This window comes from Thermodesulfobacteriota bacterium, assembly GCA_040757775.1.
GTDB lineage: Bacteria > Desulfobacterota > UBA8473 > UBA8473 > UBA8473 > UBA8473.
Genome location: JBFLWQ010000038.1, coordinates 1 through 15,212 on the forward strand (window position 1 = coordinate 1; position 15,212 = coordinate 15,212).

14 protein-coding genes are annotated in these 15,212 nt (G+C 44.7%); 2 read left to right on the forward strand and 12 right to left on the reverse strand.

Annotated features, from left to right (window positions below):
- Window positions 1-182: 182 nt before the first annotated feature.
- Together AB1401_14745 and AB1401_14750 are read right to left on the reverse strand one after the other, a co-directional pair.
- Window positions 183-341: a hypothetical protein gene (locus AB1401_14745; GenBank protein ID MEW6616709.1), complete on the reverse strand. Its 159-nt coding sequence runs from the start codon at window positions 339-341 to the stop codon at window positions 183-185.
- Between the two features lie 152 nt (window positions 342-493).
- Window positions 494-694, reverse strand: a complete 201-nt coding sequence (locus tag AB1401_14750) for a cold-shock protein (GenBank protein MEW6616710.1) — start codon at window positions 692-694, stop codon at window positions 494-496.
- 319 nt (window positions 695-1,013) lie between these two features.
- Between AB1401_14750 and AB1401_14755 the strand changes: the two genes are divergently transcribed.
- Window positions 1,014-1,439 (forward strand): CxxC-x17-CxxC domain-containing protein, encoded by a 426-nt coding sequence (locus AB1401_14755; protein MEW6616711.1) that lies wholly within the window; start codon window positions 1,014-1,016, stop codon window positions 1,437-1,439.
- A gap of 14 nt (window positions 1,440-1,453) precedes the next feature.
- Here AB1401_14755 and AB1401_14760 read toward each other — a convergent pair whose 3' ends face one another.
- The 10 genes from AB1401_14760 to AB1401_14805 all read right to left on the reverse strand — a co-directional run bounded on the left by AB1401_14760 (window position 1,454) and on the right by AB1401_14805 (window position 13,269).
- Window positions 1,454-2,902, reverse strand: coding sequence for a sigma-54 dependent transcriptional regulator (locus AB1401_14760; GenBank protein ID MEW6616712.1), 1,449 nt, complete (start codon window positions 2,900-2,902; stop codon window positions 1,454-1,456).
- Window positions 2,902-4,569, reverse strand: coding sequence for a GAF domain-containing protein (locus tag AB1401_14765; GenBank protein ID MEW6616713.1), 1,668 nt, complete (start codon window positions 4,567-4,569; stop codon window positions 2,902-2,904). Before AB1401_14765 ends, AB1401_14760 begins: the two co-directional genes overlap by 1 nt.
- Window positions 4,562-7,222: a glutamate synthase gene (locus AB1401_14770; protein ID MEW6616714.1), complete on the reverse strand. Its 2,661-nt coding sequence runs from the start codon at window positions 7,220-7,222 to the stop codon at window positions 4,562-4,564. The genes AB1401_14765 and AB1401_14770 overlap by 8 nt, the downstream gene beginning before the upstream one ends.
- Window positions 7,223-7,398: 176 nt before the next feature.
- Complete coding sequence (locus AB1401_14775; protein ID MEW6616715.1) at window positions 7,399-8,895, reverse strand: glutamate synthase-related protein; 1,497 nt, start codon at window positions 8,893-8,895, stop codon at window positions 7,399-7,401.
- On the reverse strand, window positions 8,888-10,285 hold the full coding sequence (locus AB1401_14780; protein MEW6616716.1) for a glutamate synthase-related protein: 1,398 nt from the start codon (window positions 10,283-10,285) through the stop codon (window positions 8,888-8,890). Before AB1401_14780 ends, AB1401_14775 begins: the two co-directional genes overlap by 8 nt.
- Before the next feature lie 221 nt (window positions 10,286-10,506).
- Window positions 10,507-11,433, reverse strand: a complete 927-nt coding sequence (locus tag AB1401_14785; GenBank protein MEW6616717.1) for a methylenetetrahydrofolate reductase — start codon at window positions 11,431-11,433, stop codon at window positions 10,507-10,509.
- A gap of 2 nt (window positions 11,434-11,435) precedes the next feature.
- Entirely contained in the window at window positions 11,436-12,098 is a 663-nt protein-coding gene (locus AB1401_14790; GenBank protein ID MEW6616718.1) for a methylenetetrahydrofolate reductase C-terminal domain-containing protein, read from the reverse strand.
- Window positions 12,099-12,209: 111 nt separating this feature from the next.
- Window positions 12,210-12,629: a hydrogenase iron-sulfur subunit gene (locus AB1401_14795; GenBank protein ID MEW6616719.1), complete on the reverse strand. Its 420-nt coding sequence runs from the start codon at window positions 12,627-12,629 to the stop codon at window positions 12,210-12,212.
- Window positions 12,630-12,809: 180 nt separating this feature from the next.
- Complete coding sequence (locus AB1401_14800; GenBank protein ID MEW6616720.1) at window positions 12,810-13,001, reverse strand: hypothetical protein; 192 nt, start codon at window positions 12,999-13,001, stop codon at window positions 12,810-12,812.
- Between the two features lie 106 nt (window positions 13,002-13,107).
- Window positions 13,108-13,269 (reverse strand): hypothetical protein, encoded by a 162-nt coding sequence (locus AB1401_14805; protein MEW6616721.1) that lies wholly within the window; start codon window positions 13,267-13,269, stop codon window positions 13,108-13,110.
- Between the two features lie 482 nt (window positions 13,270-13,751).
- Between AB1401_14805 and AB1401_14810 the strand changes: the two genes are divergently transcribed.
- A complete protein-coding gene (locus AB1401_14810; protein MEW6616722.1) occupies window positions 13,752-14,828 on the forward strand; it encodes a helix-turn-helix transcriptional regulator in 1,077 nt (358 codons plus the stop codon).
- Window positions 14,829-15,212: the final 384 nt, after the last annotated feature.

Below are 15,212 nucleotides of genomic sequence, written 5' to 3' on the forward strand. Positions count from 1 at the left end.
GATGAAGCCTTTTTGGAGAGAGTGGAAGGATTGGTCTCCCTTGTTTTGCGGCGGCAAAAGCCGGGGCCGAAAAAGAAAGACACGGGCAGTTAGGTATACTGTCTCCGGAACTCTCTCCCCGGAACTCCCAATTGACCGCCGACCACGATCGGAATCGACAAAAAATTGGTACCGGTCGGTCACTATGTTTGCAGTTTCTCCGTAGAAGGAATCGGGTCTTTTACAGTTTGATCGGTTTCAACTGCCTTGTTTTTCAGCTTGCTCTGCCTTTTTTCCTCTTTCTTTTTTTTCTTGTCCAATTCTTTCTGACGTTTATTGAACTGGTAATTAGATCTTGCCATAGCGTTTCCTTTCTGCTAGGTTGCCAAATCGATAAGATTACTGATAACAGGGAAAAGAATTTAAGACTGCATAATTGCAGTTTGATGCAAGCGGTCATTAAAAAAGGCATCCCCCGATTCACAGGAGATGCCCTTAATTGACTTAAAAAAGATTAGACGATGTTCACATTGGCAGCAGCCGGACCTTTTGGCCCTTGCTGGATGTCAAAAGTTACGTGCGAACCTTCACTGAGGGATTTAAAACCGGTCACATTAATTGCGCTATGATGCACAAATACATCCGGTCCGTTTTCCTGTTCGATGAATCCAAAACCTTTTTGGTCATTAAACCACTTGACAGTTCCATTTTTCATAATATCATCCTCCTTTCCAAAAAATTTCAACGTTACAAACTGAAGGATGATAGCGTTCTAAAAAAAACGGACAATTCCCGCAGAAAGGAACCCTCCCGCCAATTTACGACGGGAATTTAATTGATAATGTATAATATGCTTGTTTATATATAATAGCAAGCTAAATATTTATTATTCTGTAAAGGCACCTGAAATATCTTCCATCTTCTTTCTTTTATCCTTGTAATTGATTTATGCAAAGTGTATAGTCATCCCAAAAAAGGAAGGCAGGTTTATAAGTTTGTGACTTTTTTAAATTTACAGTTAATGAAAGTGGAAAATGAAAAGTCTTAGACGTGATAGTAAGTTTGGCAAAAAAGATTCCGATAGGTCTGGTGGAGGGGTTTCAAAAAAACCCTCCCGGGGAGGTTTTAGCAGGGGCGGAGGGAGGGATTCCGGAATGCCTGCTTTTGACAAGCAGGTTTACAAGGCTATCTGCGATAAATGCGGAGCCACCTGCCAAGTTCCGTTTAAGCCTGCAGGAGACAAACCTATCTTCTGCCGGGATTGTTTCAGGATAATGGAAGTCTCCGAATCACCGAGGCCAAGACATTTTGGAAGCCGTAAGTATCCCGAATCAAGGCGTTCCGACAATTTCAAGAAGAGCGAATATTCCGAATCGGCAAAGCCCGATCAGTTCAAGATAGAACTGGATAAGATAAACTTAAAGCTGGATAGGATTTTAAAAGTGCTGGAAGAGGAATAAAACTTAATAAGCAATTAAAACTCTTTAAAGGCGCCTGATATATCTACTTCCTTATAAACTCCGTACTTCTCCATCCTCCGACGGAGACTGTTTCTGTTTATACCCAAAAGCTTTGCTGCCTTCACCTGATTGCCTTTTGTTCTCATAAGTGCCTTTATTACAAGCATCTTTTCCAGATAAGAGATTGTATCTAAATCTTTTTTTGTCGAAAGGGAAGATGCCTGGTTGAGAACTCTATCTAGAATCCCATTCAACCCGTAGTCCAGATTCTCCTCTTCCCTTAAGGAATAAACTCCGGTCGTATCATCCTCAAAAGAGATGTCTTCAGGGATGATAATGTCACTCTTACATCTGATAATGGCCTTTTTGACAACATTCTCCAGTTCCCTGACGTTACCGGGCCAATGATAACCTGTCAATACACTGAGTGCCGATGGAGTAATATCCTTTACCTCTTTATTCAACTCTACCCCTGACTTTTTTATGAAGTACCTTACCAAATCCTCGATATCCCCCTTCCTTTCCCTCAAGGGCGGGAGGTGGATAGAGACTACGTTCAAACGGTAATAGAGGTCTTCCCTGAACCTTCCTTCAGCAACTTCCTTTTTCATGTCCTTGTTGGTGGCGGCTATCACCCTGATGTCAACCTTTATTGTTTCGTTTCCTCCCAATCTTTCAAACTCCATCTCCTGTAATACACGAAGCATCTTGGACTGAAGAAGAAGGGACATATCTCCGATTTCATCCAAAAATATGGTGCCTCCGCTTAACTGTTCAAGCTTCCCGATCTTTCTTAGCCGAGCGTCTGTAAATGCCCCTTTCTCATAGCCAAAAAGCTCCGATTCCAGAAGATTGTCCGGTATGGCGGCACAGTTTATTGCCATAAACAGTCTGTCCCTTCTCATGCTGTGCTTATATATGGCCCTGGCAACCAGTTCTTTTCCAGTACCACTTTCTCCGGTGAGAAGAACCGTTATATCTCTACCAGCCACCTGCCCTATGTACTTGTATACCTTCTGCATTTCAAGTGAGTTTCCAACCATGATGTCCCCGTTCAATACCTCCTCTTGGGAAGGGGGAAGGGCAACCTTTCTCTTCATCACATCCGTTACGGATAAGGCACTGGATATGGTCGTCTTCATCCAATCGATATCAAAGGGTTTCAGGGTGTAGTCGTATGCCCCTAACCTCATAGCCTCCACCGCGGTTTCCATAGTTCCATACGCCGTCATAATTATAATATGGAGTTTGGGATCTATGCTCTTGATTTTTTTCAGGGTTGTGAGTCCATCCATCCCGGGCATCCTGATATCCATTATCACCAGATCGGGGATGTTCTTGTTGATCAGAGAGACTGCTTCCTCTCCTGAAGATGCTGAGAGGACAGTATAATCCTCAGAAAGGACTTTTCGAAAAGAGTAATGAACATTGGGTTCATCATCAACGACTAATATCTTCTTCATTATACTACCTCTATGGGCAGGCTTACAGTAAATGTAGTGCCAGTATCCGGGCTACTCTCCACTTCGATCCTTCCTCTGTGTTCTTCAACAACCCGATGGACAATGGCCAGCCCCAGTCCCAGTCCTTTGTCCTTTGTGGTTACAAAAGGCTGAAATATCCTTTCCCTTATCGATTCAGGAATACCAGAACCGCTATCCTTTATCCTGACACATATAAAACCTCCGGCAGCCTCTGAGGATACTTCGAGTTCCCCCCCATCTTCCATAGCGTCTATGGCATTAAGAAACAGGTTAAGAAAGAGCTGAGATATCTTCTCAGGATAACAGGATATAGAGGGTAGTGGCAAAAGTGTCTTTCTGAGTTTCATCCTCTGTTGAGAAAGACGGTGCTCTATGAGAAGAAGGGTATTTTCAAAGACCTGGTTTATGTCTATTCTCTGCTGCTCTGGCTTTTCTCCCCGGGCATAGTCCAAAAACTGAGTTACTATTCTGTTCATGCGGTCCAGCTCGTTCTCGATTATGGTCGCATCCTTTTTATCGGGGATAGAAAGTGAGTGGAAGAGCATCTTGACTATGGTAAGGGGGTTTCTGATCTCGTGGGCTACCTCAATTGCCATCTCTCCCAATACCCCGAGTTTCTCTGTCTCACGTATTCTCTCTTCCAGGCATATCATCTGTTCATACAGCCTGGCATTCTCAATAGCAATGGCAGACTGGTCAGCAAGGCTGAAAAGGAGCTTGATTTCTTCTGAAGTAAACCTATGTTGGGTAGCCGTATAGGTATTGATCACACCGGTCACTCTATCTTTTACCATCAGGGGAACGGAAAGAAGGGAGCACAGCCCCACTTTTTTTGCCAGATCAAGATGTCTGTATCCCTTCTCTTTTCGAACATCCAGGATCATCAGAGGTTTTTTAGTCCTGACTACCTGACCTATTAAACTATCATCCACTTTGAGGTTGGGCTTCAATGTATAGTCAATACCCCCTCCATGGACTGCTTTAATCACCAATTCATCTCCAGCCGGATTCAACAACATGAGTGAAGATACTTTGGTGTTCATCAGGTGTGAAGCCTTCTCCACGATTGTCTCAAGAACTTTTTCTAAGTTCAATGTCCCGGTAATGACCTTTCCTATATCAAATAAGGCTGAAAGCTCTTCTACTCTCCATTTCAGGGTCTCATAGAGTTTGGCGTTTTGAATGATTTTGGCTGACTGACTGGCCAGAGTAAAGAGCAGTTCCATATCCTCCTGGGTGAAGGCGACTGTTTTATTACTGTCCACGTTTACCACTCCAATCACTTCATCTTCCAATACCAGTGGTACTGCCAGCTCTGATTTTACGTCTTTGTCTATCTTTACGTATCTTTCATCTTTCGTAACATCAGGCACCAGGACCGGTTTCCCCTCTTTTGCCACCCAGCCTGTAATGCCTTCGCCTATCTTGAGTTTGGTATCGCTGACCACCCTGGGAGGAAATCCACGGGCTACCTCGATATTCAAGACCCCGGAATCTCTGTCGATCAGCATCAACGAACCTGTTGTAGCCTTGGTAATCTTCACCGCGGCATCTATAATCAGATTCAGAACCTGCTGGGGCTCCAGGGTTGAACTGATGACCCTCGACAGATTATAAAGTTCGGTCAGTCCGGAATTTTTAGCCATCCCACTCTTCCAGTCCGTTTTCCGCTATGGTTTCTCCCCTCCTGGGCTGTACCTTTCTATAGACTTCAAGGGGGGCTCTCTTCTCTCCGCCAACCTTTAAAAGGTCATCTTCAATCGAGATTCCAAACAACCGCTCATTCTCTTGCAGATAGGAAAGGATCAATTCCCAGTCCTTCTCTTCCAGTGGTATAATTTCTCCCCCGTTCAACTGCTGATCATCCACCGTGTGGTGGGGATCACGGACATAAATTGCACCGCCTGATGCCAGGGAAAACAGGTTAGACCCCGGGTACGGAGCAGATTGAGGCATAACGGTTCCATCAGTGTCGAATTCCATACCGTTCAATACTACAAAGCCGCCTCCGTTATGAGGGTCACCAGCCATAAACGATTCGGCAAGGTAATCGAGGCAGGTCCCGTTTATGATTACCCTGGGGTGACCTACTGCATTGATAAGCGGCCGGCCGGCTGCGTTGCCCATAACATACACTTCGCCTCCTTTAGCGCCGTACATGAAGGTCTGACCGGTATCCCCGTAAATGACCATCTTCCCTGATTTTATAATCTGTCCAACCTGATCTTGCGCATTACCATGGACATAGATGGAGAGCCCGTCAATACCGGAGCCCAGATAATCACCAGAACTGCCGTAGATATCGATCCGCACGCCTTCTGACCCCGGACCGAGACCGCATCCGTGAAAGCGCTGCCCCTTAAGCCCAAATACGATAAACCGACGCCAACCCATACAATAGGCATCTACAAGCAGTCGGCTGTCACAGCCCTCCCCTTCTGGTGGGAAGAGAGAACCATCAATAATCAAGGCATCTTCCCCTTTAACCGGTCCCCTGAGAAGATACCTGCTCTTCCAATCTATCAATCTGCATGAAACCTCATTGTCTCCCCGTTTCCTGCCGCCATCCGGTATCTCAAGGAAAGGAAAGCGGCGGAATATACCTTCAAGGGTATGGTCTATCATTTGAAGGATAGATCTTCGTTTCTTGTCATAGGTTGGGTAACGTCTGTCGATCAGTCTGGTCAGGACATCCAGTGCTGTCTCAAAGTAGCCCTCTCCCCTTAATGCCCATGTTTTCACTTCCACCAGACAATCAAAGAACTCGTCGTAGCTACAGTCCTTGATTCTACCCTTCAGATATTCATAGAGGAGATCAGGCTGATTTTTATGGAAAAAGACGGATAACTCATCCCCTGATTTTTTCTCTTTATCCATCAGGGAATATACATTATCGGGCATATATGCGGCTTGATTGGTCGTTACAGTAACCTCATGCCCGAACTTGTCAGCACAGGTCAATCTGCGCTCAAGGTAGTTACCATTACCTTGTTCTACATTGAATAAGAATGCTCCTCCATCAGTATAGCTTCCCCCTCGTGCATTCCAGTATCGGTCTGCTAGCATACCAACCCTTGGATCTTCTTCTGCCATGCTCTTTAATGTAGCGTCGATAGCCTGTTTCTCAGAACATATCAGACCAACCTGGACTTCCCCACCATGCAGAGCAAAGACCTGGGGTCTGAGCATTGAGGTGTCGGTAATACCAATGAGCTGTAGCCGTTTATTCTCAGTGTCATTTCTCGCAATAATAAAAAACCATGGGCCGTCCGGGGATCCGTGAATATGGGTTGCCTGAATAGCCCGGTAGATCTTCTGTTTTGCTACGGGCAACTGGTCAAAATCCCTCTCCATGGTGGGGGCAAGTGCTTCAATAACATACTCCAGAGGATAACCGTAGGTTCTGCTATATAGATCGAAAAGAAGAGCAGCTACCTCCGTGTCGGTCAAAAAGAGAGGGTAGATATTCCTCTGTCTCAAATATTCGGCAACTGAACGGTAGTTTGCAAAATCTCCATTATGGACAAGTGCCTCATTAAGACCGATAAAGGGATGGGCACCACCCGGATGCCAGACCCTTCCTTTGGTAGGATAGCGTTGATGAGCGATCCAGATATGTGCCCTGAAATCCTCAAGTTTGTAATATTGCACCACTTCCTCAGCATATCCGACGATCTTAAGTATAATAAAGTTCCTGCCGTGGGAAACAACAAAGGCACGTTGCTTTCCAAAGGCATCATAAAATGTCTTGTTTATATTAAAGCTGTTTCTATAAACAAACTCATCCTCGGCATTCCTTCTCTCTAAACCCTTCAGACCCGTATCATTTACAAAGGCATCGAGAACGTCAGGCTTTACACGGACAAAATAACGCCAGATCTCCGGGGGGCAGACTATCATCCCGGGTATATCTCTGTAATCATCTATATGAGGCAAACATTCTGAAAAATCTACCCTGAAGAAGGGTTTGATAAAACGATTCTCCAGGTTACTCATGACCTCTTCTTCGAGCACGGCGATCTGAAGGATATAGTCCTCTTCCAGTACCTCCTTAGATACCCCCATAGCCTTATGATCGAATCCCATAGCCGCGATTCCTCCCCCGCGACCGTTCCCCCTGTTGTGCATCTGTTTTGAAGGCTCGAAGATGTGCTTGCCTCTGACCGGCACACTACAGGCAAATCCTGTAACTCCACAGCCACCTTCCGCCTCTACCTCAAAATTCATCTTTCCTGGAAGATCCTTTACCAGTGGTTTTCTGGATTCTATAATCCTTGAAATGAGTTCCTTTTTTTTCATGACTTATACCCTTATCCTTCGTGCCTTCTTCATACTTGATGGCTTCGTAAAAAGTCCTGTTTTGTCATTCCGAGGAGCGGAAGCGACGAGGAATCTTTAATGACATCAGATTTCTCGTCCACCAGAGGTGGACTCGGAATGACATGGAAGCCGGTTTTTGACTTTTTGCAACTTTCTCATACCTGGTGTTTCAGATAATCGAGGTGAACCATACAATCGGTTCTTCCTACAAGCTCTTTTATGCTCTTCATACCCAGCTTTTTTAGTATTCTTATAAGTTCTCTACGCCATGCCAGGTACATATTGATTATCCGCTGCGTTCCCCAATCAACATTTATTAATTCCGCCAATTCAGGATCTGTTGTGGCAATTCCACGGGCACATCCTCTCCCGCTTTCGCAGTTCTGACATCTCACACACTCCAATGCCACCAGGTCTGCCGTACCTGTACAGGCTCCGTCGGCTCCCAGGGCTATAATCTTTGCCACGTCGTGAGGCGTCCTTATACCTCCGCTGGCAATAAGCGTCATCTTGTCCCTCACGCCTTCTTCCTGTAAAAACCGGTGAACCTTGGGTACCGCATATTCAATAGGCATGGCAATATTCTTCTTTGCAATATCAGGAGCGGCACCAGTGCCTCCATAACTTCCATCGAGATGTATGATATGGGCACCGGCATAATAGCTCCCTACAGCTACCATATCAACGTCGGTTGGCGTGGACACCTTTACTGATACCAGCGCCCTGGGGTTCACCGACTTAATCCAGTCAACGTGCTTCTTGTGATCCTCTACGGAATATACGCTGTGAAATGGAAAAGGTGAAAAAAGAGGATATCCGACCACCGCCTCCCGCATACGTGCAACACCGGGGGTTACCTTATCCCCCAGGAGATGTCCGCCAAGACCCGGTTTTGCACCTTGGGCATACTTAAATTCAACAATCCTGACCCTTTGTATAGTCTCTTCTTTTACCCCGAAAAGGCCTGTTGCAACCTGAGTTATCATATGGTCATCATAAGGCTTAAGCTCATCGGGATATCCGCCTTCACCTGTACAGGAAAATGTTCCAAGCGCCGAAGCTGCCCTTGTCCTGCTTACCATAGTTGTAACGCTCACCGAACCATAGGACATTCCTCCTCCGTAAACAGGGACTTCAATCTTTATCCTGTGAGCATTATCATCCCTCCTGTTCAATTCAAGGCTTACATCAATGTCGTCATCCGGAATATCCTCCAGTCCTGACCTGTCATGTTTCCTAAAGATCAGACGGAGTCTATCGAAGCCTCCCCCGGAGTTTCCCACCTTATACTCTAAACCTGCGGGGGGTCTCTCCCCAAATTCTGCCATATACCAGGTGCTGGCCAGTAATTCATTTGTCCATCTGAAATCCCCCAGTGTATCGAAAACAGGGTTCCTCCGGACAGAAATGGCATACACCGGACAGGCTTTGTAACATGCCTCAGGGCAGTCGGTTCCTAAACACAGGTAATTATTCTCAACAAAAACATGCCCCCTTCTTTCGACGTGTACTCCTTGAGGACATATCTCCACGCATTTTCCACAGGCTATACAGTCACCTGCCCGGGTTACCCTGAACTTCCCGATAGGGTTTCTAAAGCGGGACCGAGTCCGCACAGCTTCAGGAAATTTGAAAACATTCGGGTTACTCAAGTTTACATCCCTCCTCGATTTTTCCCATAGACTCAAAAGTGGTTCTGTCCATATCTTCAAAAAACATGGCGCGTCCTACCTCTCCCCTCAATCGGCGGGCATCCCTGATCCCCATTGCTCCCATCACTTCGAGCAGTTGATTGTGCCATGCCCCGATCAGGTTTACGACACGGGAGGCAACCCACTGGGGTGATGCCGTATCTATCTCCACAGGACAAGGAAGCCCTTTAATACATCTGCGACACATACGGCATTCCAGGGCTATAAGAATAGGGAAGTCTACAAAGACAGTATCTGCCCCGCATATTATTGCCTTAGCCACGTGTTCTGCCATGGCAAGTCCGCCGCTGGCAAGGAGAGTAATCCCATCCCTGATATTCTCCTCAATAAGTTTCATATGGACAGATCTGATCCCATCTTTGAGGTTGCGGGTGGTATCATCCATAAACCGGGACATTGAGTTTCCTTCCAGATGGATAATGGAGACACCCCCTCTTGCCAGAGAGAGTGCCTTTTCTTCCATTCCTTCTGCCATAGGTATCCTTATTGACACAAAGAGGTTCGGAAAATATCCTTTAATATCCTCTACAATCCCCTGACATCCTTCTGTCCAGGGTATCTCTATAATTTTTGCATTCTCCGGGATGTTGCCTGGTGCGGTTCCTTTAGATAAAACCAGCGGCATCAGGCACTCGCCCATGTCCTCCAATGCGTAATTTACCTTCTCAATAGGAAGGGCTATAAGAGTTCCAAGATGCCGCGCACCCATAGCCCAGCCTTTTATCGTGTTTGCGCTGATTGTGCCAAAGGAAGGCACTTTCAGGATTATAGGCAGCGGAATGTCAATAATGGAAGGGGCATTACCTTCAAGGGTATCGCTGCCATTGAACATTAAATGTTCCGGAGTCTTGCCCAGGTCTACTGCAGTGCTTATATATTCACGACCGTGAATACCGTCCCTTGTCGGACGTACTATCTCTGACATATCCGTCCACATGGAATCGAATCCGGGGCCGCTGAAAGGACCGGGATAACCGGCACCCGAAACCGGTATCTTTCCTGTCTGAGACTGGCTCCACAACCTGACAATAATCGATGGAGACCAGTGAGAATCCCCCATGGCATTAAACTCGGGATTCAACGACTTATGTATCAACTCCTTGGGACAATTCTGAACGCACCTGTAACAGTTCATGCACAGGTTATCAATGGATTCGATCATGTGACGGGAATCAAGGCCCCTTTTATCATAGACATCGTAAACACACATCTTCTTAACGCATACTGCGCACTTCAAACAACCCTCTTCCCATGCAATAATCCCCGATTTACTCACAGTCTTGAAGCGATTAGGCACAGTTTTTGTGTGTATCATGTATTTGGACGGCATACGCTCCTCCCTCTCTGCTAATGAATTTGTCCCAAAAAATTTCCTTTTCCGCTCCCTGGTTCAGGCCGGCTGCTAGTTCCTTATTGCTTCTTATACGCAAAAACTCTTTCGGTTCCCGTAAAAGGAGTTGGAACAATAGCCTGATGGTCACAGTTATGTGGTGCAAAACTGTAGTTCATAAGAAGCAATGAGGAACTAGCAGCCGACAAAGACAACGAACTCTAATCAAAGACAGGCCTTGGCAGAAGCCCCGCTCTCTTAACAATTTCACCAACTACCTCTTCCCACTCTATTGCCATGATATGAACCCCTTTGATGCCTGGTATCTCCCTTAACCTCTGGATTGCCTCTACACAGATATTAATACCTTCCTCCTGCTGTTTGTCCTTAGGGACACCTTCCATCCTCTTTATAATTTCATCCGGCATGTCTATTCCTGACACCCTGTTCTTCATGTATTTCGCCATGCCGGGTGACTTCAGAGGTGTGACCCCCCCAAGTATGTATGCCTTGTCAGTAATACCCCTGTCTCTGGCCATTCCCATCCACCTTTCAAACCTGTCAAGGTTGTATATACACTGGGTCTGGATAAAATCAGCGCCTGCCCTTATCTTCTTGGCAAGGCGTATCACTCTGAAATCAAGCGGATCGGCAAAGGGATTAGCAGCCGCGCCGATAAAAATATCCGGGGGCTGACTCAGGTCATCACCTCCGAGAATCTTCCCATCATCCCGCATCGTTCTCACCACCTGAACAAATTGTATGGAATCCAGGTCAAAGACTCCCATTGCCTGGGGCTGATTTCCAAAGATATGATGATCACCTGAGAGGCATAAAACATTCCTTATACCGAGCGCAGATGCACCCAGAATGTCAGACTGCAAGGCGATTCTATTACGGTCCCGTACCACCATCTGGAGCACAGGGTCAATGCCCACTGTCTTCAGCAGACTGCAAGCTGCAATACTGGACATCCTTACTATGGCAGTCTGGTTGTCTGTAACATTAACGGCATCCACTTTGTTTCGCAATGTTTCAGCTTTCTTTAGCACAACATCAGGGTTTGCTCCCTTAGGGGGACCACACTCTGCTGTAACTGCAAAACCTCCTCCCTCAAGCACTCTTTTTAGCTTGCTGATATTGTTCACTTTTATTGGTCCTCCCTGACTATCTTTCTCGGTCCCTTGCCCTGCTTTCTCGACCAGTCCTTTGGCGGGTAGATGTTTTCAAGCCTGTCAAGTGCCCCAAATTTTGTTAAACGATCGACTATCAGATGCCAAGCGCACTCTACGTCAGGATCGATCTCGCACCTGCCGTCCATAGACCCACCACACGGTCCGTTTAAAAGCTGTTTGGAACAGCGAGCCAGAGGGCAAATGCCTCCGAAGTGGTAAAGCATGCAGTCACCGCATCCCAGGCAGCTTTCCACCCAGTAGCCTTGATCCTTTGTCTCACCTAGAAACCCGGTGTTTAGTGCCGGTATTATTGGTACTTCCGGAAATATTTCGGCAACTGCCTGGACTCCTGCCCCGCATCCCAGTGAAAGGACCACGTCATATTTTCCAATTATGTCATCAAGAGAGATGATAAAGTCCCTCACACATTGGCGGTCGAGGGTTTTTTCCTTAATAAGAACATTTTCCTTCCTCATCTTGGCTGCTATACGCAAAGTAGATGCAAGCATTGCCGCCTCCTTTTCCCCTCCGGCCGCACATTCTGCTACACAAGAAGCACAGCCGAGGACGAGGATTCGTTTGTAAGGGCTGATCATCTCCCTGATTTCGTCTATGGGTTTTTGTTCTCCGGTAATCATAGGTTGTCTCCTCTCTCCAATTCAGACACTGGAGTCCAGACGTTAGACGCCAGACTATCCAATTGTGTAGTACCTGGCTATTCCCCCCCTCTTCGCTCTGATGTCTGTTATCTATGGTCTACTGTGTACAGGGGATGAAGGTAGTTTTAAAGCGTTTTCCATTGCTATACTGGCGTAATCGGATAAGGACATCTGGTTATCTTTTGAACCTATTATTATACCTATTCGCTCCTCCTCCAGTCCGATGCCTGCAATAATTGCTCTGGTCCTCCCCACCCTTTTTTTTGCCCTTTTATTCCCTTCGGAATATCTACATTCCCCTTCAGGACATGTAATTATATATGCCATATCGGCAAATTCTTCCAGCGCCAGTAGTAAATGAACAGTTTCTAGCCTTCCACTGCAAGGAAGGGGGAAAAGCCTTATGCTTTTTCTATACTTCTCCTCTAAATCCTGCCTTTCCTTTTCGCCACTTGCGGGAACATTCTGGCAATAGTAGAGAGCAAGTGTTCGTTTCTGTTCACCGGTCATTTGCTAATAAACTCCTCTCAAAATATTTACCGTTATTACATGCTGAACCAAAAAAAAGGTGTCCTTTTTAATCGGACACCTTTGTCCCTTTTCTGTTATTACAGTACTTCATTGTACTAAGCTAACGTTCTCGCAATGTATGGGTAATAGCCTTTGTCATCTTTTACGAGTATGTTCAGATTAAGATTCGTAAAGCAACCCTAATATACTGGCAGCCTCAAGTTGATTGCCTTTGTTTTTCTCCATTACTTTCTCTGCCAGAGGCCTTCCCAAAACTTCTTGAATAAAAGTATACAAGTCCTTGTCTGTCTTACTCAAAAAAAAGTCTTCGACTATTTTTGCAGCCTGCTCTTGAGTATTCAAACTTACCAAAATTCTACAACCTCCCGCTATCTGTTCGCCAATATCCCCTTGCCATTTCATGGAGAATGTTTAAACACACTGAATCCATAGGGGAAAAAGAGGAAACTCAATAATTTCAGTATTCCATATCGATAATAATTCTGTGTACCCCTCTTTCATCTTGCCATTCTGTATCATTTGCGAGCCTTGCTAAAGCCTCTTTTTGTTCCTTTGTAAGAGGTAATTCATAGGAAAAATCAGTAAATTCGCCATTTTCATAAACTATTACTTCAGGCATGATACCCTCCTTTCTTCCTCCCTAAAACAGATTTAAGAAACTTTTCACAAGAAGGGCGGGGTTAGTGTCTAAGGTTAAATTAATATAAAATTTGTTAAATATTGCTTAACTTAACCCTTGTTTAGAAAAATAAATAAATTGCTTATGCTTTATCAATAGTTAACATTTTAATGATACTTAAATTAAATGTCAAGATAAAAATTGCGCCCAATAAAAAAATTTTGATGATAGTTAAATATTACTTAATTAGTTGGGTTTGCAAAACTTATGGATTTAATTATTAAAGACAAATTGTTTTGACTTTTCAGTATTTTTAGCTAAACTGAATAATAAATACATTGTAGCCAGTGGATTTATCGTATATAAATTTCCTTTTTTGAGAGCTTTGAAAATCTATACAAACTGTCACTTATAAGATTTCTCCTTCCAGCCGAAATGACAAAGTGCGTATTTTTCAAAGGTCTCTTTTTGAGGTGGGTTTTATGAAAGAATTCTATAGTAGCGGAATTTCGTATTTAGATGGTCTCATGGGAGGGGTTTTGCTTGGGGATAATGTAGTTTGGGTGTTGGGACCAGGAACGTATTTTGATTATTTTTTGGAATGTTTTTTGACTGTAAAGGAGGATAATCCTTTCAAGAATATCTATGTGAGCTTTGATTTCCCTCCTCAAAAGATATACACACGTTATAAGGAGTCTTTCGATAAAGAGGATTTTATTCTTGTGGATGCCTTTACATTCGGAAAGGCAAAGGGTGATGAGTTCTTTCAATCCTTTTACAAAAGTGAAACTACTGGATCCGAGTCGTTTCGTATACACTGTATAAAAGACCTGTCTGACCCTACCGAATTTATAAAGGTCATTCGTGAATTGCAAAATGAATTTAAAGAGGGTAGCTTGTGTAAATATGCCTTTGATAGTCTGACAGGGATGCAAGAACTATGGGGCGAAAAAGAAACCCTTCATTTCTTTACATATACCTGTCCCAAACTCTTTGAGCTAAAGGCATTAGCTTACTGGCCCTTGGCTAAGGATGCTCATTCTAAAGCGTTCTTAGCAAATATAAGCCATATAACCCAATTGGTAATTAATTTAGATTCTCAGGGGGACAGTACCTGTACAGCAGGATTTTTAAAGATGGATGGCAGGCCTTCTCAGTTGTTGAACGGCGTTCATTACTATAATTTTAAAGACAATAAGATAAATTTCCTGGAACCCTCTGAACAGGAAGATGAACGAAGATTTAAAACATATGGATTGTCTTATCAGGGGAGAGATTCGGAAAGGATTCCGAGTTTTTTACGCAATAAAGACCGGATAAATATAGGAAGCCGTATAAAGGATTTTAGACTGAAAAAAAACATTTCACAGGTAGAGTTAGCCAGAATATTGAATATTACACCAAGTGCGTTGTCTCAAATAGAGAGCAATCAGAGCCTTCCATCACTTCAACTCTTTGTGGACATTGCCCGATGTCTTGAAAAATCCCTGGATTCTTTCTTTATCGATTCCCCTGCTCCCCTTAAAAGCCAAAGGCAGAACAGAAGAGAAAAAGGGTAAGTGCCTTCCCCCGCCCATCCCAATTCGCATTAGTGAGTTTCAACTTTATATATTGACAACTCTATGGATGAGTCGTACAATATAACTATGGAAATTGTGTCAGATGCAAGCGCATTCCTTGCTGTTGCCCTCAACGAGACTGATCGTGAATGGGTTATTGAGAAAACCGCCGGATGTAGCCTTATTTAACCGGAAGTCTTGCCTTATGAGATCGACAATGCATTAATCGCAGTAAGAAGAAAGTGGCAGTTTCGGAAACAGTATACCTAACTGCCCGTGTCTTTCTTTTTCGGCCCCGGCTTTTGCCGCCGCAAAACAAGGGAGACCAATCCTTCCACTCTCTCCAAAAAGGCTTCATCTCCTAAAGGATGCCCTGTACGTTCG

Coding starts and splice junctions, on each gene's coding strand:
- AB1401_14745 (MEW6616709.1), bottom strand. CDS start 341: ATGGCAAGATCTAATTACCAGTTCAATAAACGTCAGAAAGAATTGGAC.
- AB1401_14750 (MEW6616710.1), bottom strand. CDS start 694: ATGAAAAATGGAACTGTCAAGTGGTTTAATGACCAAAAAGGTTTTGGA.
- AB1401_14755 (MEW6616711.1), top strand. CDS start 1,014: ATGAAAAGTCTTAGACGTGATAGTAAGTTTGGCAAAAAAGATTCCGAT.
- AB1401_14760 (MEW6616712.1), bottom strand. CDS start 2,902: ATGAAGAAGATATTAGTCGTTGATGATGAACCCAATGTTCATTACTCT.
- AB1401_14765 (MEW6616713.1), bottom strand. CDS start 4,569: ATGGCTAAAAATTCCGGACTGACCGAACTTTATAATCTGTCGAGGGTC.
- AB1401_14770 (MEW6616714.1), bottom strand. CDS start 7,222: ATGAAAAAAAAGGAACTCATTTCAAGGATTATAGAATCCAGAAAACCA.
- AB1401_14780 (MEW6616716.1), bottom strand. CDS start 10,285: ATGCCGTCCAAATACATGATACACACAAAAACTGTGCCTAATCGCTTC.
- AB1401_14790 (MEW6616718.1), bottom strand. CDS start 12,098: ATGATTACCGGAGAACAAAAACCCATAGACGAAATCAGGGAGATGATC.
- AB1401_14795 (MEW6616719.1), bottom strand. CDS start 12,629: ATGACCGGTGAACAGAAACGAACACTTGCTCTCTACTATTGCCAGAAT.
- AB1401_14805 (MEW6616721.1), bottom strand. CDS start 13,269: ATGCCTGAAGTAATAGTTTATGAAAATGGCGAATTTACTGATTTTTCC.
- AB1401_14810 (MEW6616722.1), top strand. CDS start 13,752: ATGAAAGAATTCTATAGTAGCGGAATTTCGTATTTAGATGGTCTCATG.